General features: G+C 67.7%; 20 protein-coding genes. 6 read left to right on the plus strand and 14 right to left on the minus strand.

Annotated elements, in window-relative coordinates:
- Positions 1 to 22: 22 nt before the first annotated feature.
- Entirely contained in the window at positions 23 to 1,270 is a 1,248-nt protein-coding gene (locus ACI1V7_RS11645; protein ID WP_404531923.1) for a glycosyltransferase, read from the plus strand.
- A gap of 70 nt (positions 1,271 to 1,340) precedes the next feature.
- Here ACI1V7_RS11645 and ACI1V7_RS11650 read toward each other — a convergent pair whose 3' ends face one another.
- Complete coding sequence (locus tag ACI1V7_RS11650) at positions 1,341 to 1,664, minus strand: hypothetical protein (protein WP_404531924.1); 324 nt, start codon at positions 1,662 to 1,664, stop codon at positions 1,341 to 1,343.
- On the opposite strand from ACI1V7_RS11650, the gene ACI1V7_RS11655 reads away from it, so the two are divergent.
- The gene (locus ACI1V7_RS11655) at positions 1,663 to 2,127 is read left to right on the plus strand and encodes a hypothetical protein (protein ID WP_404531925.1); all 465 of its coding nucleotides are present in this window, start codon (positions 1,663 to 1,665) and stop codon (positions 2,125 to 2,127) included. The genes ACI1V7_RS11650 and ACI1V7_RS11655 overlap by 2 nt on opposite strands.
- A gap of 98 nt (positions 2,128 to 2,225) precedes the next feature.
- On the opposite strand, the gene ACI1V7_RS11660 is transcribed toward ACI1V7_RS11655, so the two are convergent.
- The 6 genes from ACI1V7_RS11660 to ACI1V7_RS11685 all read right to left on the minus strand — a co-directional run bounded on the left by ACI1V7_RS11660 (position 2,226) and on the right by ACI1V7_RS11685 (position 6,354).
- A complete protein-coding gene (locus ACI1V7_RS11660) occupies positions 2,226 to 2,657 on the minus strand; it encodes a VanZ family protein (protein WP_404531927.1) in 432 nt (143 codons plus the stop codon).
- Positions 2,658 to 2,714: 57 nt separating this feature from the next.
- Positions 2,715 to 3,032, minus strand: a complete 318-nt coding sequence (locus tag ACI1V7_RS11665; protein ID WP_404531928.1) for a hypothetical protein — start codon at positions 3,030 to 3,032, stop codon at positions 2,715 to 2,717.
- Positions 3,033 to 3,575: 543 nt separating this feature from the next.
- Positions 3,576 to 4,355: an SDR family NAD(P)-dependent oxidoreductase gene (locus tag ACI1V7_RS11670; RefSeq protein ID WP_404531929.1), complete on the minus strand. Its 780-nt coding sequence runs from the start codon at positions 4,353 to 4,355 to the stop codon at positions 3,576 to 3,578.
- A gap of 58 nt (positions 4,356 to 4,413) precedes the next feature.
- Positions 4,414 to 4,923 carry a TPM domain-containing protein gene (locus ACI1V7_RS11675; protein WP_404531930.1) on the minus strand — a complete coding sequence of 170 codons (510 nt, stop codon included), beginning with the start codon at positions 4,921 to 4,923 and terminating at the stop codon, positions 4,414 to 4,416.
- A complete protein-coding gene (locus tag ACI1V7_RS11680) occupies positions 4,923 to 5,753 on the minus strand; it encodes a TPM domain-containing protein (protein ID WP_404532519.1) in 831 nt (276 codons plus the stop codon). Before ACI1V7_RS11680 ends, ACI1V7_RS11675 begins: the two co-directional genes overlap by 1 nt.
- Before the next feature lie 22 nt (positions 5,754 to 5,775).
- Positions 5,776 to 6,354, minus strand: coding sequence for a LemA family protein (locus ACI1V7_RS11685; protein ID WP_404532520.1), 579 nt, complete (start codon positions 6,352 to 6,354; stop codon positions 5,776 to 5,778).
- Between the two features lie 201 nt (positions 6,355 to 6,555).
- On the opposite strand from ACI1V7_RS11685, the gene pyrF reads away from it, so the two are divergent.
- Positions 6,556 to 7,377, plus strand: a complete 822-nt coding sequence (pyrF, locus tag ACI1V7_RS11690) for an orotidine-5'-phosphate decarboxylase (RefSeq protein WP_404531931.1) — start codon at positions 6,556 to 6,558, stop codon at positions 7,375 to 7,377.
- 163 nt (positions 7,378 to 7,540) lie between these two features.
- Here pyrF and sbcB read toward each other — a convergent pair whose 3' ends face one another.
- Positions 7,541 to 8,989, minus strand: coding sequence for an exodeoxyribonuclease I (gene sbcB / locus ACI1V7_RS11695; RefSeq protein WP_404531932.1), 1,449 nt, complete (start codon positions 8,987 to 8,989; stop codon positions 7,541 to 7,543).
- 95 nt (positions 8,990 to 9,084) lie between these two features.
- Entirely contained in the window at positions 9,085 to 10,044 is a 960-nt protein-coding gene (locus tag ACI1V7_RS11700; protein ID WP_404531933.1) for a GGDEF domain-containing protein, read from the minus strand.
- A 123-nt stretch (positions 10,045 to 10,167) separates the two neighbouring features.
- On the opposite strand from ACI1V7_RS11700, the gene ACI1V7_RS11705 reads away from it, so the two are divergent.
- The gene (locus tag ACI1V7_RS11705) at positions 10,168 to 11,004 is read left to right on the plus strand and encodes a helical backbone metal receptor (RefSeq protein WP_404531934.1); all 837 of its coding nucleotides are present in this window, start codon (positions 10,168 to 10,170) and stop codon (positions 11,002 to 11,004) included.
- Positions 11,005 to 11,045: 41 nt separating this feature from the next.
- Here the strand turns inward: ACI1V7_RS11705 and ACI1V7_RS11710 are convergent, their stop codons facing one another.
- From ACI1V7_RS11710 to ACI1V7_RS11725, 4 genes are all read right to left on the minus strand, one after another.
- Entirely contained in the window at positions 11,046 to 11,432 is a 387-nt protein-coding gene (locus tag ACI1V7_RS11710; protein ID WP_404531935.1) for an HPF/RaiA family ribosome-associated protein, read from the minus strand.
- 105 nt (positions 11,433 to 11,537) lie between these two features.
- Complete coding sequence (locus ACI1V7_RS11715; RefSeq protein WP_404531936.1) at positions 11,538 to 12,218, minus strand: DUF1345 domain-containing protein; 681 nt, start codon at positions 12,216 to 12,218, stop codon at positions 11,538 to 11,540.
- Positions 12,219 to 12,220: 2 nt separating this feature from the next.
- Entirely contained in the window at positions 12,221 to 13,483 is a 1,263-nt protein-coding gene (locus ACI1V7_RS11720; RefSeq protein WP_404531937.1) for an MFS transporter, read from the minus strand.
- 115 nt (positions 13,484 to 13,598) lie between these two features.
- Complete coding sequence (locus tag ACI1V7_RS11725) at positions 13,599 to 14,624, minus strand: CDP-6-deoxy-delta-3,4-glucoseen reductase (RefSeq protein WP_404531938.1); 1,026 nt, start codon at positions 14,622 to 14,624, stop codon at positions 13,599 to 13,601.
- A gap of 11 nt (positions 14,625 to 14,635) precedes the next feature.
- On the opposite strand from ACI1V7_RS11725, the gene ACI1V7_RS11730 reads away from it, so the two are divergent.
- Both ACI1V7_RS11730 and ACI1V7_RS11735 read left to right on the plus strand, forming a co-directional pair.
- Complete coding sequence (locus ACI1V7_RS11730; protein ID WP_404531939.1) at positions 14,636 to 15,550, plus strand: NAD-dependent epimerase/dehydratase family protein; 915 nt, start codon at positions 14,636 to 14,638, stop codon at positions 15,548 to 15,550.
- 186 nt (positions 15,551 to 15,736) lie between these two features.
- Entirely contained in the window at positions 15,737 to 16,009 is a 273-nt protein-coding gene (locus ACI1V7_RS11735) for a hypothetical protein (RefSeq protein WP_404531940.1), read from the plus strand.
- Positions 16,010 to 16,074: 65 nt separating this feature from the next.
- Here the strand turns inward: ACI1V7_RS11735 and ACI1V7_RS11740 are convergent, their stop codons facing one another.
- The gene (locus ACI1V7_RS11740; protein WP_404531941.1) at positions 16,075 to 16,740 is read right to left on the minus strand and encodes a glycine-rich domain-containing protein; all 666 of its coding nucleotides are present in this window, start codon (positions 16,738 to 16,740) and stop codon (positions 16,075 to 16,077) included.
- Between the last annotated feature and the right edge of the window lie 68 nt (positions 16,741 to 16,808).

The following is a 16,808-nucleotide window of genomic DNA, read 5'->3' on the forward strand; positions in this document are numbered from 1 at the left end:
AGCGGGCGAACAAGGAGTCATCATGCCTACGATCGTCGTTTTCAGTCACCTGCGTTGGGACTTCGTGTTCCAGCGGCCGCAGCACCTGCTGTCGCGCCTGGCGCAGCATTATCCGGTCCTGTTCGTGGAGGAGCCGGAATACGATGCCGGGGCTCCGTTCATGCAGCGTTCCCAACCCGCACCAAACATCACCGTGTGCCGCGCGCACACGCCGATCCACGCGCCCGGTTTCCACGATGAACAGCTGCGCCTGCTGCAGCCAATGATCGCGGAACTGGCACCGCCAGGAGAAGAGGTGATTGCCTGGTTCTACACGCCGATGGCGCTGCCGCTGCTGCAGGCGCTGCAGCCGGCCCTGGTCGTGTACGACTGCATGGACGAGCTGGCCTCGTTCAAGAATCCGCCGAAGCAGCTGCTCCAGCGCGAGAGCGCATTGCTGAACATCGCCGACCTCGTGTTCGCGGGCGGCCCCAGCCTCTACGAGGCGAAGAAGCACCGCCATCCCAGCGTGCACTGCTTCCCGAGCAGCGTCGACGTCGACCACTTCCGCCAGGCCCTCGACCGCGGCCGCAGCCATCCGCAGCAGGAAGGGATCCCGCATCCGCGCCTGGGCTTCTACGGTGTGCTGGACGAGCGCTTCGACCCGGAGCTGGTCGATGCCGTCGCCGCCGCGCGTCCCGAATGGCAGATCGTGCTGGCCGGTCCGATCGTCAAGATCGACCAGGAGCGCCTGCCGCGTCGTCCGAACATCCATTACCTGGGCCAGCAGCCGTACGAGGCGCTGCCCGACCTGCTGGCCGGCTGGGACGTGTGCCTGATGCCGTTCGCCATCAACGAGGCGACCAAGTTCATCAGCCCGACCAAGGTGCTGGAATACATGGCGGCCCAGCTGCCCATCGTCGGCACGCCGATCGCCGACGTCGTCAAGCCCTATGGCCACGTCGTGAAGATCGCCGACGGGCCGGAGCAATTCGTCGCGGCCTGCGATGCCGCGCTGGCGATGACGCCGGACGAGCGCCAGCGCATGGTCGAGGCCATGCGGACGATCGTCGCCGCCACTTCCTGGAACAACACGGCAACGCGCATGCGCGAGCTGATGGACGCGGCGCCGCCGCACCAGGAACGGCGCGCGTCGCCGCGCACGGGCGATGCGGCACCGGCCATCGCCATCGATGCCGTCGCCCAGCGTGCCGGCAAGGTCAATCCGCTGCGCACGAACGAAGCGGTGGCGGACAAGCCGGCAACCCAGCGGCCGGCGCGGCTGGGCTGACGGCCTGCAGCGCTGGGCTCGGCGCCCGCCACGGTGCCATCCAGGGCCGCTCGCTGCTGCTTGGTGCTGCTCAGTGCTGGATCGAGCCGCCCGACAGGTTGACGCGGTCGCCGCTGCGGAAGTCGGGCACGGACTGCTGGGTCACGACCTGGGTGCTGCCGTCGTCCATGCGCAGCGTGACGCGATAGGCGTTTTCGCTGCCGGAGCTGCCGGTGGCGCCGGCGCCGCTGCTGCCGACGGCGCCGGTCTCGGTGCCCGTGGCGCTCGCCCCGCCGGACAGCACCTCGATCGCGGCGACGGTGGCGTTCGCGCTCGTGCTTCCACTCGCGCTCGAGGCCGTGGCACCTCCCGACGAGCTGCCCATGCTGCCCTCGGTGGCGGTGCCCGCGGCCATGCCCAGGTCCTGGCTGCTGGTGCCGCTGCCGGAGGTTCCCGAACTGCCGGAGCTGCCGGAGCTGCCCGAACTACCTGAACTACCCGAACTACCCGAACTACCCGAACTACCCGAACTACCCGAACTACCCGAACTACCCGAGCTGCCGGAACTGCCCGAACTACCGGTGCCGCCGCCCCAGCCGCCGGTGCCGCTCGAGCCCGTCCCTCCGCCCGTATCGGACATGGTGCTGCCGCTGCCGCTGCCGCTGCTTCCAGTACTGCCGCTGCCGCCGCTGCTGTCCGAGCCGCCGCGCCACTGGGCACAGCCGGACAGCCCGACCGCCAGTGCCAGCGCGCCCGCCAGCAACACGCTCTGGTGTTGTTGCTTCATGATCGACTCCTTCCGATGGGATAGTGTCACGGGCACCTCGAAAAAGCTGCTGCGCGTTCGCGGTTCCCGCTGCCATTGTCGAGCTACGTGACGATGCCGCGTGCCACTTCGCTAAGAGGGGCGCGCGGGGCGGGCGTTCAGGCTGACTCGGGTTGAGCATGAGCCACGTCAACGACGTGGCGCGCACGGTCAACGCTTGCCGGTGGCGAGTTTGAGTTGAGCGGACAGCAGCAGCGAGAGCAGGGCGCAGGCGACGATGGCCGAGATGCAATCGACGGCCCAGTCGCGGATGTCGGACCCGCGGTAGGGGAAGAAGCTCTGCACGAACTCGTCGCCGGCCCCCATCAGGGCGACCGCCAGGATCGCCTTCCACGAGCGCACGGCGGCGCTGCCGTTGCTGCCGGCATACCACAGGCAGGCCAGCACGCCGTAGGCGGTGGAATGCAGCTGCGCGCCGGACGCATAGGCGCCGATGTCGGCGCGCGCGCCCGGGATCGAACCGATCACGACGATGGCCACGTACATCAGGAGGGCACTGGCCAGGCACAGGCGTTGCAGGCGCGGATGGGTCAGCAGCTTAAGCGGCGTCACGTTCATGAACGGGTGTGGACGAAAAAGCACACCTTATCATGATGCAAGCATCGGCGCACGCAGGCGTGCGCATGCGGTGCAAGCGGATCAGATGGTCAGTGCCGGGGCGCCGTCCGGGTAGTGGGCGTCGAAGCAGCTGGCGCAGTCGGCGCAGAACAGGTGGGCCATGCGCACGGACGACTGGCGCAGGACGAGTTTCAGGTGGCCGCTCTGGCACTTGGGACAGGTTTCCCTGACGGTGCCGAAGGTCATGACGTCGACGGGCTGGCCTTCGTCGTCGAGGTGGTCGATGACCATGCGCGGGTTGAGCTCGCTGAGCACCAGGCAGACATCGGATTCGGGCCGCCGCCGCGATGGGCTGGCGTGCTGGGATGGCGACATCGTCGCGGATACAGGTGAAGTCATTGGACCGGCTCCCGTGCGATAGGTTGTCGTTCCACGCACATCAAAAAATAAGCGCGAGGTATGCGTTTCATCATAGCGGAATCACGCAATGCTGCAACCCCGTCCAGGAGTTATTTGTGCACTGCGGCTGCGCACGGCGGCGGGAAGCGCGGATAAAAAAATGCCCGCCAACGGAGGACGGGCACAACCCAAGATCGGGCCAAGAGACGTGGTAATCGGTGCGGTGTGCGGCGCTGGGCGCGGCACACCTTTCTGCGATCACGCATATCGGTTGCGTGTATGCAGATGAACTTAGTATAGGGAGGGAATGTGACCAGGACATGACAGATCTCAAGCGAACGGTTTTTACAAATTGAACGCTTGAGCACGGACGCTGTCGCACGCGGGCAAAAAAAAAGCCCGCTTGCTGTGCGGGCTTCAAACTATTTTCTTGGAGGAGAATAGTGGAGACGGGTTCATTATGTTGCGCCGCGAGATCGCTGTCCAATTTCCATTTCGGATACCAGATATTGATTGCGACAATAATGGCCGAGCCGACTGGTCTTAGTCGCGTACGGGGACGGTATAGTTCAGCGCCAGGCGACCGCCGTCCGCGTACAGGGTCTGGCCGGAAATGTAGGAAGCGTCGTCGCTGGCCAGGAAGGCCACGATGGATGCGATCTCTTCCGGTTCGCCGCAGCGGCCCAGCGGCGTGCGCGACAGGATCGTGCGGCGCGCCTCCGGGCTGGACAGCACGGCTTCCTTGGCCAGCTCGGTCAGGATGGTGCCGGGACCGACGGCGTTCACGCGGATGCCGTGCTCGGCCAGGGCGATGGCGGCCACCCGCGTCAGCTGGTTGACGCCGCCTTTCGAGATCACGTAGGGCACCTGGTTCGGGATCGTCAGCTCGGCGTTCACGCTCGACATGTTGACGATGCTGCCCGCGTTGCCGCCCGCGCTGCCCTGCGCGACCATCGCGCGCGCCACCGCCTGGCTGCACAGGAACATCGACTTCAGGTTGATGCGCAGGACGCGGTCGAAATCGTCCTCGGCCAGGTCGAGGAAGGATGCGGCATGGGTGACGCCGGCATTGTTGACGAGGATATCGACGCGGCCGAACGCGTCCAGCGTGGCCGCCAGCATGGCGTCGACCTCCGCCTTGACGCCGACGTCCGCCTGGAAGAAGCGGGCGGCGTCGCCGAGCGATGCGGCGGCCGCGGCTCCTTCGGGACGGAGGTCGACCAGCATCACACGGGCGCCTTCCTGCACCAGGCGCTGGGCGCAGGCAAGTCCGATGCCCTGGGCGGCTCCGGTGACGATGGCGACTTTGGCGGCGAGTTTCATGGACTTTCCCTGTGGTTGACGACGAAGCCGCCATTCTAGCGGCCACGCTGGGGAAAGCCTACAGCATCAGGGGCCGGTCGGGCAGTTCGTTGGGGCGCTCGCCATTGGCCGGGAAATGGCGCTGGAGCAGGGCGTTGACCTGGCCCACGGCGGCAAGCGTCGCGTCGTGGAAGGCGCCCCGGGCGAAGCCGCGCGTGAGCGTGTCGCAGACGCCCTGCCAGGTGGCGGCATCGATCTTGCGGTCGATGCCGCGGTCGGCCACGATGTCGACCTTGTGGTCGGCCAGGTTGACGTAGATGAGGACGCCGCAATTGTCCTCGGTATCCCAGATGCCGTAGTCGGCGAACAGGGCCAGCGCGCGCGCGCGGTTGGTGACGCCGTGCCAGGCGGCGGCCAGGGGCAGCGCCTTCTCGACGATCAGGCGCACCTCGCCGCGGTGGGTCTGCTCGCCGGCCGTGATGAGTTCGGTAATGGCCGCCAGCGTCTCGGGCGGGAAGGCGCGCTGCGCCTCGGCCTGGGTGCTGAACAGGTGGCGCAGCGTGCGCTTGATTGGATGTTGCGAGCGCATTACCAGTCTCCCGAGGCGCCGCCGCCGTCGAAGCTGCCGCCGCCTCCCGAAAAGCCGCCGCCGGAGAATCCGCCGCCGCCCGAGAAGCCGCCGCCGCCGCGGTGGCGGCCGCTGTCCATATTGCTGAGGATGCTGCCCAGCACGAAGCCGGCGGCGCCGCTTTGCCAGCCGTTGCTCGCGCCCGGGCGGGCCAGGCGGTTGCCGCCGCCGCGGAATGCCGAACGTACGACCAGCGTGCCCACCACCAGGAAGAAGATGGCGACGATGATGCCGGGACCCGTGACCTCGTCGGCGTCGGCCTCTGCCTTGGGCTGCGGCGCCGGGAACTTTTCCTGGTTCAACAGCGTGGCGATGGCGCCCACGCCGGCCACCAGGCCGCCATACCAGTCCTTCTGGCGGAAGTGCGGGGCGATCGTGTCCTGCAGGATGCGCTTGGACTGGGCATCGGTCAGCACGCCCTGCACGCCGCGCCCCGCCTCGATGCGCAGGCGGCGCAGCGAGCTGGGGTTGTGGGGCGCGACGAGCAGCAGCACGCCGTCGTCGACGCCCTTGCGGCCCAGCTTCCAGGCATCGGTGACGCGGATGCCGTACTGCTCGATCGCTTCCGGCGCCGTCGACTTGACGATCAGCACGGCGATCTGGCTGCCCGTCTTGGCTTCGTAGTCGGCCAGCACGGTTTCCAGGCGCTGGCGCTCGTCCGCCGTCAGCATGCCGGCCTGGTCGGTGACGCGCGCCTCCAGCTTGGGCACGTCCTGCAGGGACTGCGCGTGTGCCTGGCAAGCGAACAAGACGGCGAGGACACCGGCCCAGAGCAGGCGCAGCAGCGGCATGGCCGGGCTGGTCATGGCGCGCTTACTTGCCGAAGTTGACCGTCGGCGCCGTCGAGATCGATTTCTCGTTCTCGACCGTGAACGAAGGCTTGGGCTGGTAGCCGAACGCCATCGCCGTCAGGTTGGTCGGGAAGCTGCGCGCGAGCACGTTGTATTCCTGGACCGAGGCGATGTAGCGCTGGCGCGCCACCGTGATGCGGTTCTCCGTGCCTTCCAGCTGCGACTGCAGGTCGCGGAAGCTGGCATCGGCCTTCAGCTGCGGATAGCTCTCGGACACGGCCATCAGGCGCGACAGGGCACCGGACAGCTCGCCCTGCACCTGCTGGAACTTCTGGAACGCTTCCGGATTGTTCAGCACTTCCGGCGTGATCTGGAAGCTGGTAGCGGCCGCGCGTGCCCGGGTGACGGCTTCCAGCGTATCCTTTTCGTGCGAGGCATAGCCCTTGACCGTGTTGACCAGGTTCGGGATCAGGTCGGCCCGGCGCTGGTACTGGTTGACCACTTCCGACCATGCCGCCTTGGTGGCCTCGTCCTTGGCCTGGAATTCGTTATAGCCGCAGCCCGACAGCAGGACGCAGGAGAACAGGGCGGCGAGCAGCATGCCGGTCCAGCGCGTGATAAAGGTTGGCTTCATGGGGATACATCCGTGCGAGTTGTCGAATGGCTAAAAATATACAGTAAATAACACGGGGATGGCGTGTGATCGGGTCATGAGTTGCTCTAAAGATACGTCGATATCGATAGTGGCGACGGCGCGGAGCGCGCTACAATAACGGGTTTGCAATCAGAGACGAGGCCTGCCGTGAATTTCATCGACCAATTGAACGCCGCCTGGCGCAGCAACGATTCCCTGTTGTGCGTAGGACTGGATCCGGACGTGGCGCGCCTGCCGGCCCACCTGCAGGGCAGGCCGGACGGCATCGTGGAATTCTGCAAGGCCATCATCGACGCGACGGCCGACCTGGCCTGCGCCTTCAAGCCGCAGATCGCCTATTTCGCCGCCCTCGGCGCGGAAGACCAGCTGGAAGCCGTGTGCCGCTACCTGGCGGACCGCTATCCGCACATCCCGCTGATCCTGGACGCCAAGCGCGGCGACATCGGCGCCACCGCCCGCCAGTACGCGCGCGAAGCCTTCGACCGCTACGGCGCCCACGCCGTCACCGTCAATCCCTACATGGGCTTCGACTCCGTCGAGCCCTATATGGAATGGGAAGACCGCGGCGTGATCGTCCTGTGCCGCACCTCGAACGCGGGCGGCTCCGACCTGCAGTTCCTCGACGTCGGCGGCCAGCCGCTGTACCAGCACGTGGCGCGCCTGGTGGCGGAGAAGTGGAACAGGAACGGCCAGTGCGCGCTGGTGGTCGGTGCCACCTTCCCGGAAGAACTGGCGCAGGTGCGCCGCATCGTCGGCGACATGCCGCTGCTGGTGCCGGGCATCGGCGCCCAGGGCGGCGACATCGAAGCGACCGTCAAGGCGGGACGCACGGCGGGCGGCGCCGGCATGATGATCAATTCCTCGCGCGCCATCCTGTACGCGCAGCCGCAGGGCGGCGAGGATTTCGCCCAGGCCGCGCGGCGCGTGGCGCTGGAGACGCGGGATGCGATCAACGCGCATCGGGCGTAATGCTCGCATGATGCAATGACACCGTCGCCCCTGCGAAGGCAGGGGCCCGATTTTGCATATCAACGGTGCGCGCAAATTGGGCCCCTGCCTTCGCAGGGGCGACGTGATGTTGGCCGGTCAGTTCGTAGGGTGGGCACCACGTGCCCACCTTCGTACTGCGATGTCAGTACCTGCTCGGCGCGATCGCTTCCGCGTAGTCGTACAGCGCACCCAGGATCTCCTCCGCCCGTTCGTCCGCCGTCTCCGACAGCGCATCGATCTCCCCGAACAGCTGGTCCACCGTGCGTGCGCCGCCGTCGCCGTCGAACAGGCGCGCGGCGCGGTGTTCTTCCCAGGCCTGCATTTCTTCCGGCGCCAGCGAGTCGGGGAAGTTGCGCGCGCGGTAGCGGAACAGGATGTCGCCCAGGCGCTTGTCGTCGAAGCCGGGGCGGGCGGCGGCCAGCCGGACCGGGTCTTCCAGGCGCAGCTGTTCCAGGCGGCGCCGGTCGGCGTTGCCGACGAAGCCGCCGTACAGGTCCTCGTCGACGTCCACCGCTTCGCCGGACCCTGCGCGCCGGTATACCTCCTGCCACACGGCCGTCATGTCGGGGCCGCCCGCCGCCAGGCGCGCGTGGGCCAGGCCCTGTTCGATATCGAGCTCCCAGCGCTGGGCCAGCGCCGGCGACAGCGTCTTGAGGTTCCCGACCAGCATGGGCGACTTGTTCAGGTGCACGCTCTTGATGGGCAGGCGCGCCACGCCCTCGGGCAGCTCGCTGCTGCGCGTGAACATGCGCAGGCGGATCGTCTCGACGTCCAGCGCGAACAGCTCGGACGGGTCGTGGCGGCAATCCCAGACCAGTACCTCGTTCTTGTTGGTCGGGTGCGTGGCCAGCGGCCACACGAGGCCCAGGCAGCCGCGCTCGGCCGGGAACATGCCGGACACGTGCAGGAAGGGCTGGCGCTGCGCCGGGTCCAGGTGCAGGCCCATCTCGGCCGCGACGCGGTCCTTGCGGCGCAGTTCCAGGCAGAAGTCGAACAGCTTCGGCTGCTTGTCGCGCAGCAGGCGCGCCAGCGCGATGGTGGCGCGCACGTCGGAGAGCGCGTCGTGCGCCGCTTCGTGGACGAGGCCGTTATCGCGGCTCAGGTGCTCGAGCTTGAAGCTGGGGCGGCCATCCTCGTGGCGCGGCCAGACGATGCCTTCCGGGCGCAGCGCATAGGCCATGCGCACGACGTCCAGCAGGTCCCAGCGGCCGCAGCCGTTCTGCCATTCGCGCGCATACGGATCGATCAGGTTGCGCCAGAACAGGAAGCGCGTGACTTCGTCGTCGAAGCGGATCGTGTTGTAGCCGACGCCGATGGTGCCCGGCTCGGAGAACGCGTCGCAGATGCGGGCCGCGAATGCGTGTTCCGGCACGCCGTGTTCCAGGCAGTGCTGGGGCGTGATGCCGGTGATCAGGCAGGCTTGCGGGTCGGGCAGGTAGTCGGGCGCCGGCTGGCAGTACAGCATGATCGGCTCGCCGATCTCGTTGAGCTCGGCATCGGTGCGGATCGCCGCGAACTGCGCGGGGCGATCGCGGCGCGGGACGGCGCCGAAGGTTTCGTAGTCGTGCCAGAGGAAGGTGTGGTTGCTCATGTGGGATGCCGCGCTGCCTGGAAAATTGCAAGCCGCCATTCTAACGCGGCGCCCCCGCGTGGCCCAGCAGTCCGTCAAGCCGCGCGGGCGAACGACTACACGGCGATGCGGTCGCGGCCCGCTTCCTTGGCGCGGTACAGGGCGGCATCGGCCGCCTCGACGAGGGCGCGCTCGTCCTGGCCGGCGGCCAGCGTGGCCACGCCGAACGAGCCCGTGATGTGCGGCAGCGGCTGGCGCATGTCGTCGAACACCACGGCGTCGCGCATGCGCGCACACAGGCGCTCGGCCACCATGATGGCCAGCGCGCGCGGCGTGTCGGGCAGGATGGCTGCCAGCTCCTCGCCGCCGTAGCGCACGGCGAAATCGGTGGGGCGCAGCGCGGCCCGGACCGCCCCGGCCGCCGCCACCAGCGCGCCGTCGCCGGCGATGTGGCCGTGGGTGTCGTTGAAGCGCTTGAAGTGGTCCAGGTCGATCATCACCAGCGACAGCGGGGCGCCGTCCTGGCTGGCGCGCGCGACCAGCTTGGGCAGCATGTCGTTCAGCCAGGCGCGGTTGTACAGTCCCGTGAGGGCGTCGTTGAACGACATCTGGCGGTAGAACTCGCCCAGCTTCTGGCGCCGCCGCAGCAGGGCATTGGCGGCGCGGATGCGGAAGGACAGCAGGCGCAGCAAGTTGCGCGCGACGCCGTGGTGGCGCTCGATCAATTGCCACACGAGTTCCGGCTCGATCACGAGCAGTTCGCTGTCCTCCAGCGCGACCATGGACGCCAGGTTGGCCGCATCGTCCAGCACCGATTGCTCGCCCACGCTCTCGCCGGGCAGCACGTGCTCCACGCCGCCTTCGCCCATCGTCGCCGGCGCTTCCACGCCCAGCTCGCCGGACAGCACGATGTACAGGCGGGCGCGCAAGCCGTCCTCGACGGCCTCGCCCTTGGCGACGCGCACGACGGCGCAGCCGGCCAGCTCGGCGGCGATGGCCGGGGTATCGACGCCGCGGAACAATTCCAGCTCGGCGATGTGGTAGCGGGACGCACCGAAGGTGCCGTTGACGTGCATGGACTGGGCTTGCTTTCTAGTTGACTCTTGGAAACTAAACTAGGTTGACGACTCCGCATCATACCTCATGGATATACGACACGACATCTGGCGCGGGGTGGAGAACGGTGGTTGAATGGCGGGATGAACGCTTCCAACGACACTTCCGGCGCCGCCGCCGACGCCGACGATGACTACGCGCTGGTCGACGCCCTCGGCCAGCGCCACGTGCCCGCGCCCGATGCGCGCATCGTCTGCCTCGTCCCCTCGATCACCGAACTGCTGTGCACGCTGGGCCTGGCGCCGCTTCTCGTCGGGCGCACGGGCTTCTGCATCCATCCGCGCGAGACGGTGGCCGCCATTCCCAAGGTGGGCGGCACCAAGGACGTGAACGTCGAGAAGATCCGGCGCCTGGCGCCGACCCACGTCGTCGTCAACATCGACGAGAACGAGAAGCCGACCGTGGAGGCCCTGGCGGCCTTCGTCCCGCACGTCGTCGTCACCCACCCGAACACCCCGCGCGACAACCTGGCGCTGGCCCGGCTGATGGGGGCGCTGTTCGGCGCACGCGAGGCCGCCGCGCGCTGGTGCGCCGCGTTCGAGGACGAATACGCCCACCTGCGCGCCATGCCGCACGCACCCGCGCGCACGGTGCTGTATTGCATCTGGCAGGATCCTTGGATGGCGGTGTCGCAGGGCACCTATATCGCCGCGATGCTGGCCGAAATCGGCTGGAACGTGCCCGTGCTGGGCGGCGAGCGCTATCCGCGCTTCGCCTGGTCGCAGGAACTGGTCGATGGCCTCGACGCGGTGCTGCTGTCGACGGAGCCGTACCGGTTCACGCAAGCGCATGCGGACGCGCTGGAAAAGCAGCTGGGCCTTCCCGTGCTGCTCGTCGATGGCGAGATGATGTCGTGGTACGGCAGCCACGCGCTGGACGGTGTGCGCTACCTGCGCGGGCTGCGCGCCATGCTGGAGTAAGCCGCGCCGCCCCTGCGCGGGCAGGGGCGGCGGTGGGGCGATTACAGGCCGCTGGTGAGGTTCTTGTCCGACTCGGGCTCCGGCAGCAGGTCCGCCGGGATCGGTTCGCGCATTTTCTTGTCGTTCAGGCGGCCGAGGGCGCTGTCCAGTGCGCGCTTGAGCTTGTCGGCGGCCTGGGTGATCGACATGTCCAGGTTCTGCGCGTGGGCGTGGACGACGACGGGCGCATAGCCGGAGACGCGCGCTTCCATCATGCAGTAGTTGCTGCCGTCTTCGTGTTTCTGGCTGTTCTCGTTGCTCAGGTGGACGTCCACGCGGCGCACGTGCTCGCCGAAGCGGCCGATCGAGGATTCGACGTTGCTGCGGACGCGTTCGTCCAGGCCCTGGTGGCGGTCGATGGTGTTGTCGGTGTTGATATTGATTTCCATGAATTCCTCCAAGTAGTGAATCGTTGGAACGATCTTACACGTCTTGCATGAGAATTCATGTGGGCCAACGCACGCAGTTTTTCAAGTCCTCAACACAAACCGGCTTTAATTATTTACCACGCTGGCCGCGATATTGATCGACAGGCCGAGGATGACGAGGTTGAAGAAGAAGGCCAGCACCGAGTGGCCCAGCACCAGCTTGCGCATCGGGCGCGAACGGATGCTCACGTCGGACGTCTGCACGGCCACCGAGATGGTGAAGGAAAAATACAGGAAGTCCCAGTAATTCGGCTCGAGGGCATCGTCGGGAAAGCGCAGCGGCGGGCCGCCCGCATCCTCGCTGCAGTAGTACAGGTGGCCGTAGTGCAGCGCGAACAGCACGCCCACCAGCAGCCAGGAACCGATCACGGTGCACACCGTGAACGCGTAGTGCAGCGCCGCCTCGTCGGCGCTCACCTTGCCCATGCGCGCCAGCTCGGTGACGATGGCGTACAGGCTCAATAGGGCGCCCAGCACCATCGCGACCAATACCGCGCGGGCGCTTTCGTCCTGGCGCTCGGCGATGGCGCGCACCTGGCGGTGGTCGGCGCGCGCCATCATCCACGCCATGCTGGCGAGGTAGGCCCAGACGCCGCTGTTCCAGCCGACCAGCGCGCGCCACAGCCACGGGTGGCTGCCCGGCAGCAGCAGGGCGACCGACAGCCCGAACACGACGCCCATCACCAGATGCGGACGGGCGCGTACGAAGCGCGCGGGGCGCGAGCCGTGGTGGCGATGGCGTCCCATGGCTAGCGCGCCTTGGCCCGCGCCGCTTCCTCGGCGGCGTGGTGCGGGAAGCGGTCCATGCGCGACAGCACGGGGAACAGTTTCATCCAGGTCGCGGTGACGACCAGCGTGGCGACGCCGCCGAAGATGATCGCGGGGACGAGGCGGAACCAGCTCGCCGTCACGCCCGACTCGAATTCGCCCAGCTCGTTGGAGGCGCCGATGAACACGGCGCTCACGGCGCTCACGCGCCCGCGGATCTCGTCCGGCGTCTCGTACTGGACCAGCAAATGGCGGATATACACGCTGATCATGTCGCCCGCGCCGAGCAGGAACAGCGCCGCCAGCGCGACGGGGAAGCTGTGCACGAGGCCGATCGTGACGGTGGCCAGGCCGTACAGGGCGACGCCGCCGAACATCCAGGCGCCGACCCGGCGCGTGATCGGAAAGAACGCCAGCGCGATCGAGCACAGCGCGGCGCCCGCGCCCGGTGCCGTGCGCAGCAGGCCCAGCAGCTCGGGGCCCGCATGCAGCACGTCGTGGGCGTAGGCGGGCAGCAGGGCGGTGACGCCGCCGAACAGCACGGCGAACAGGTCGAGCGAGATCGCGCCCAGCACGATGGGGCGCGACCACACGAAGCGCAGGCCTTCCAGCAGCGTGTGCCAGCTGACGGGCGCCTTGGCGCGCGCCTGCTGGGCGCTGTGGGTGCCCGACATCAGCAGCACGGACAGCGCGAGCAGCACGCTCGACACCGTGTACACGACGTTGGGACCGAGCACGTACAGCAGGCCGCCGACGACGGGGCCGGCGATCGTCGCCACCTGCATGCTCGAGGAACTCAGGGCCACCGCCTGCGAGAACGCGTGGTCGGGCACGAGGTTGCGCAGCACGGCCTGGGAGGCCGGCATCATGAAGGCACGCGCGCTGCCGTACAGCACCAGCACGGCGAACACGGGCCAGACGACCTTGCTGCCGGACAGCGTGAACGCCACCAGCAGCAGGCTGCACAGCAGCTGCGTGGCCAGGCACAGCATCACGATGTTGCGGCGGTTGTGGGTGTCGGCCACGTGGCCGGCCCACAGGATCAGCACGAGGAAGGGCGCGAACTGGGCCAGGCCAATGAGGCCCAGGTCGAACAGGCTGCCCGTGATCTGGTACACCTGCCAGCCGACGGCGACGCTCTGCATCTGGACGGCGAGCGTGCCGAGGAAGCGGGACGACAGGTAGAAGGAGACGTTACGGTTGCGCAGGACGGCAAGGCCGCCCGGAGGAGAGGACGATGGCATGGACGGGCAAGGTTCCGGCGTAATACAGGGAGAAATACAGGCGAAAGGGCGCTGTTGGAAAAGCAACCCTTATTGTGCCCTATATGCCGAATATATGCTGTCTTGACAGCCGGTCCTAGGCCGCGAGGTCCGCCTCGGTGGTGAAGGCGTCCGCGTAGAACTCGTCCGCCGGCAGGCCGCAGCGGGCCACGTACTCGGTGCGCGCGGCGTCGACCATCGCGGGCGCGCCGCAGGCATATACCTGGTGCTGTGACAGGTCGGGGATGTCCTGCATCACGGCCGCGTGGACCCAGCCGGTGCGGCCGCTCCAGCCGTCTTCCGGCAGCGCGTCCGAGACCACGGGCACGTAGGTCAGCCAGGGCAGCTCGCGCGCCCATTGCTCGCACTGTTCGTGCATGTACAGGTCCTGCGGGCGGCGCCCGCCCCAGTACAGCGCGACCTGGCGCTCCGACTTCAGGTGGATCATGTGCTCGACCAGCGCCTTGACGGGCGCGAAGCCCGTGCCGGACGCCAGCAGCACGATCGGCTTGTCCGAGTCCTCGCGCAGGAAGAAGGTGCCGAGCGGGCCTTCGAAGCGCAGGATGTCGCGCTCCTTCATGGCGCCGAACACGTGGTCGGTGAACAGGCCGCCGGGCAGGTGGCGGATGTGCAGTTCCAGCGGGCCGCTGAACGAGGGCGCCACGGCGATGCTGTAGGCGCGGCGCTTGCCGTCCTTGAGCATGAACTCGACGTACTGGCCGGCGCGGTAGGCCAGCGCCTCGTTGGCGGGCAGCTGCAGCGTGAGGATGGCGACGTCCGGCGCGGCGCGGCGGATCGACTGCACGCGCGTGGGCATCTTGCGCAGCGGGTATTCGCTGCTGCCGCCCACTTCGCGCGCCTCGATGGTCAGGGGGCCTTCCGGCACGGCGCAGCAGAACAGCGCATAGCCCTGCAGCTTTTCCTGGTCCGTCAGGGCGCGCGCCTGGTGCGGCTTGTGGTGTACCGTGCCCTCGACGACCTTGCCCTTGCAGGAACCGCAGGCGCCGTTCTTGCAGCCGTAGGGCAGGCCGATGCCGGCGCGGATTGCCGCGCCGAGCACGGTGTCGTCCGCCTCGCAGTCGAAGTGATGGCCGCTGGGCTGGACAGTGATCTGGAACGTCATACAATCCTCGAATGAATACTCAATATGATCTGAAATCGGACAAGCCGCGCCTGGGCAAGCCGCGCCTGCTGGTGGTCGGCTGCGGCGACGTCGGCATGCGCCTGCTGCCGCTGGTGGCCGCCCGCTACCGCGTGTTCGCGCTGACCAGCCAGCCCGGACGCTGCGCCGAGCTGCGCGCCGCCGGGGCGATTCCCATCGTGGCCGACCTCGACCGGCCGCGGACGCTGGCCCGCCTGGCCGGCCTCGCGCGCCACGTGGTGCACCTGGCGCCGCCGCAGCCTCAGGGCGCGCTCGACATGCGCACGCGCAATTTGACCGCCATTCTACCCGAGGGGGCGCAGGTGGTTTATGTCAGCACCAGCGGGGTCTACGGCGACCGCGGTGGACGCCTGACGCCGGAGACGGCGCCGGTGGCGCCGCGCAATGCGCGCGCCGCGCGCCGGGTCGACGCGGAACGGGTGCTGCGCGCCTGGGCGCTGGCCGCGGGCGGCAGGGTGACGATCCTGCGCGCGCCCGGCATCTACGCGGCGGACCGCCTGCCGCTGGAACGCCTGCAGCGCGGCACGCCGGCGCTGGCGCCGGACGACGACGTGTACACGAACCACATCCACGCGGACGACCTGGCGCGGCTGGCGCTGGCGGCGCTACGGCACGGCAAGCCGGGCCGCGTCTACAACGCCAGCGACGACACGCACATGAAGATGGGGGCGTACTTCGACCTGGTGGCCGATGCCTTCGGACTGGCGCGGCCCCCGCGGCTGGCGCGCGCCGAACTGGAACGGGCGGTGACGCCCGTGCAGCTGTCCTTCATGTCGGAGTCGCGCCGGCTCGACAACGGCCGCCTGCGCGAGCTGCGCCTGCGGCTGCTGCATCCGCACGTGGAAGAGGTGGTGCAGGCGGCCGCACGATTGAACGTCAGGACTTGACAAAGTGGAAAAGCGGAGGGGTGGAATAAGGCCGGCTTAAGCAAATACTAATTGATCCATGTATCATTCGGGAACGCCGTAGAGCGACCATACAAATACAAGGTTAATTCCTAAACTAGCGTATTTTTCATACCCGCACCGGGTCATGGGAAATCGTCCATGGATTGTTATTTTTGAAAGAAGATCATGCCTATCCGCCGTATTCCGACCGGCTCCGAGTATGACCCGAACCGGGTGCTCGACGCCATCATCAAGAAGCTCTCGCTCAAGAACGATGCCGCGCTCTCGCGCGTGCTCGAGGTTGCGCCGCCCGTGATCAGCAAGATCCGCCACAATACGCTGCCGATCGGCGCCACCATCCTGCTGCGCATGCACGAGGTGTCCGACTTCAGCATCCGCGAACTGCGCGCGCTGATGGTGCGCGACGGTGCCGCGGCCGGGCAGGCGCTGGCGGCCTGACAAGAACAAGCCCGTGCCGGGGACGGCACGGGCGGGGTGCGGGTGCTGGGCAGGCGTCTTGCCGGTCAGGCGCCCGCCTGCCAGGTGATGGCGCCTTTCTCGATGCGGACGTCGCGCACGCTCCGGGTGCTGCGCGCTGCGAATCCCGCCGCCGTGCCGTTGGGGACGGGGCCGGCGCAGAATGCCAGTGCCGCTGCCTGGCGATCGTTCGGGACGGGGCCGGCGCAGAACGCCAGCGCGATCGGCTTGTTGCTGCCATTCGGGACCGGTCCGGCGCAGAATGCCAGTGTCGTCGCCCTGTCGTCGTTCGGGACGGGGCCAGCGCAGAATGCAGTGTCCGCTTCGATGACCGGATAGGCTTCGCCGAACGTTGCCTCGTACAGCTCGCGCATGCGCTCGCCGCTGTCGAGGCGGAACTGGGCGTCGTCGCCGCCGCGCATGCCCACGTACGGGTAATGGTGCAGGAAGTAGCCGAACACCTGCTCGCAATCCTGCGCGTATTTCATCGTGTCGAGGATGTGGTAGTGCCAGAAGGTGTCGACGTCGACCAGCGGCGCCGTCTCCTCGTGCGGATACAGCTTCATCAGGCACAGGAAACGCCGGTATTCCTTCTCGACGGCGTCCGCCTTCTCCCGGCTCCAGCCTTCGCCCGATGCGACATGCATCAGCTTGGCCTTGATGGGTTCGAGGTCGAGTTCCATTACCGCGGTCAGTGAAGTGTTGGCTTTCATGATCATCCTCATCGTAGTGGTGATGTGTTATGGACTGCTTCCCTAGTTATGGTTGCGGTACTGCAGGC

The organism is Massilia paldalensis (assembly GCF_044901715.1).
In the GTDB taxonomy this organism is placed as follows: Bacteria; Pseudomonadota; Gammaproteobacteria; order Burkholderiales; family Burkholderiaceae_D; genus Telluria; species Telluria paldalensis.

Bases quoted from the DNA above. Each gene is read 5' to 3' on its own strand.
- ACI1V7_RS11655 (WP_404531925.1), top strand. From the start codon at position 1,663: ATGCCCAGGTCCTGGCTGCTGGTGCCGCTGCCGGAGGTTCCCGAACTG.
- ACI1V7_RS11710 (WP_404531935.1), bottom strand. From the start codon at position 11,432: ATGGAAATCAATATCAACACCGACAACACCATCGACCGCCACCAGGGC.
- ACI1V7_RS11725 (WP_404531938.1), bottom strand. From the start codon at position 14,624: ATGACGTTCCAGATCACTGTCCAGCCCAGCGGCCATCACTTCGACTGC.
- ACI1V7_RS11740 (WP_404531941.1), bottom strand. From the start codon at position 16,740: ATGAAAGCCAACACTTCACTGACCGCGGTAATGGAACTCGACCTCGAA.
- ACI1V7_RS11715 (WP_404531936.1), bottom strand. From the start codon at position 12,218: ATGGGACGCCATCGCCACCACGGCTCGCGCCCCGCGCGCTTCGTACGC.
- ACI1V7_RS11680 (WP_404532519.1), bottom strand. From the start codon at position 5,753: ATGCCGCTGCTGCGCCTGCTCTGGGCCGGTGTCCTCGCCGTCTTGTTC.
- ACI1V7_RS11730 (WP_404531939.1), top strand. From the start codon at position 14,636: ATGAATACTCAATATGATCTGAAATCGGACAAGCCGCGCCTGGGCAAG.
- ACI1V7_RS11720 (WP_404531937.1), bottom strand. From the start codon at position 13,483: ATGCCATCGTCCTCTCCTCCGGGCGGCCTTGCCGTCCTGCGCAACCGT.
- ACI1V7_RS11645 (WP_404531923.1), top strand. From the start codon at position 23: ATGCCTACGATCGTCGTTTTCAGTCACCTGCGTTGGGACTTCGTGTTC.
- ACI1V7_RS11735 (WP_404531940.1), top strand. From the start codon at position 15,737: ATGCCTATCCGCCGTATTCCGACCGGCTCCGAGTATGACCCGAACCGG.
- ACI1V7_RS11650 (WP_404531924.1), bottom strand. From the start codon at position 1,664: ATGGCCGCGGGCACCGCCACCGAGGGCAGCATGGGCAGCTCGTCGGGA.
- ACI1V7_RS11670 (WP_404531929.1), bottom strand. From the start codon at position 4,355: ATGAAACTCGCCGCCAAAGTCGCCATCGTCACCGGAGCCGCCCAGGGC.
- ACI1V7_RS11705 (WP_404531934.1), top strand. From the start codon at position 10,168: ATGAACGCTTCCAACGACACTTCCGGCGCCGCCGCCGACGCCGACGAT.
- sbcB (WP_404531932.1), bottom strand. From the start codon at position 8,989: ATGAGCAACCACACCTTCCTCTGGCACGACTACGAAACCTTCGGCGCC.
- ACI1V7_RS11665 (WP_404531928.1), bottom strand. From the start codon at position 3,032: ATGACTTCACCTGTATCCGCGACGATGTCGCCATCCCAGCACGCCAGC.
- ACI1V7_RS11675 (WP_404531930.1), bottom strand. From the start codon at position 4,923: ATGCGCTCGCAACATCCAATCAAGCGCACGCTGCGCCACCTGTTCAGC.
- ACI1V7_RS11685 (WP_404532520.1), bottom strand. From the start codon at position 6,354: ATGCTGCTCGCCGCCCTGTTCTCCTGCGTCCTGCTGTCGGGCTGCGGC.
- ACI1V7_RS11700 (WP_404531933.1), bottom strand. From the start codon at position 10,044: ATGCACGTCAACGGCACCTTCGGTGCGTCCCGCTACCACATCGCCGAG.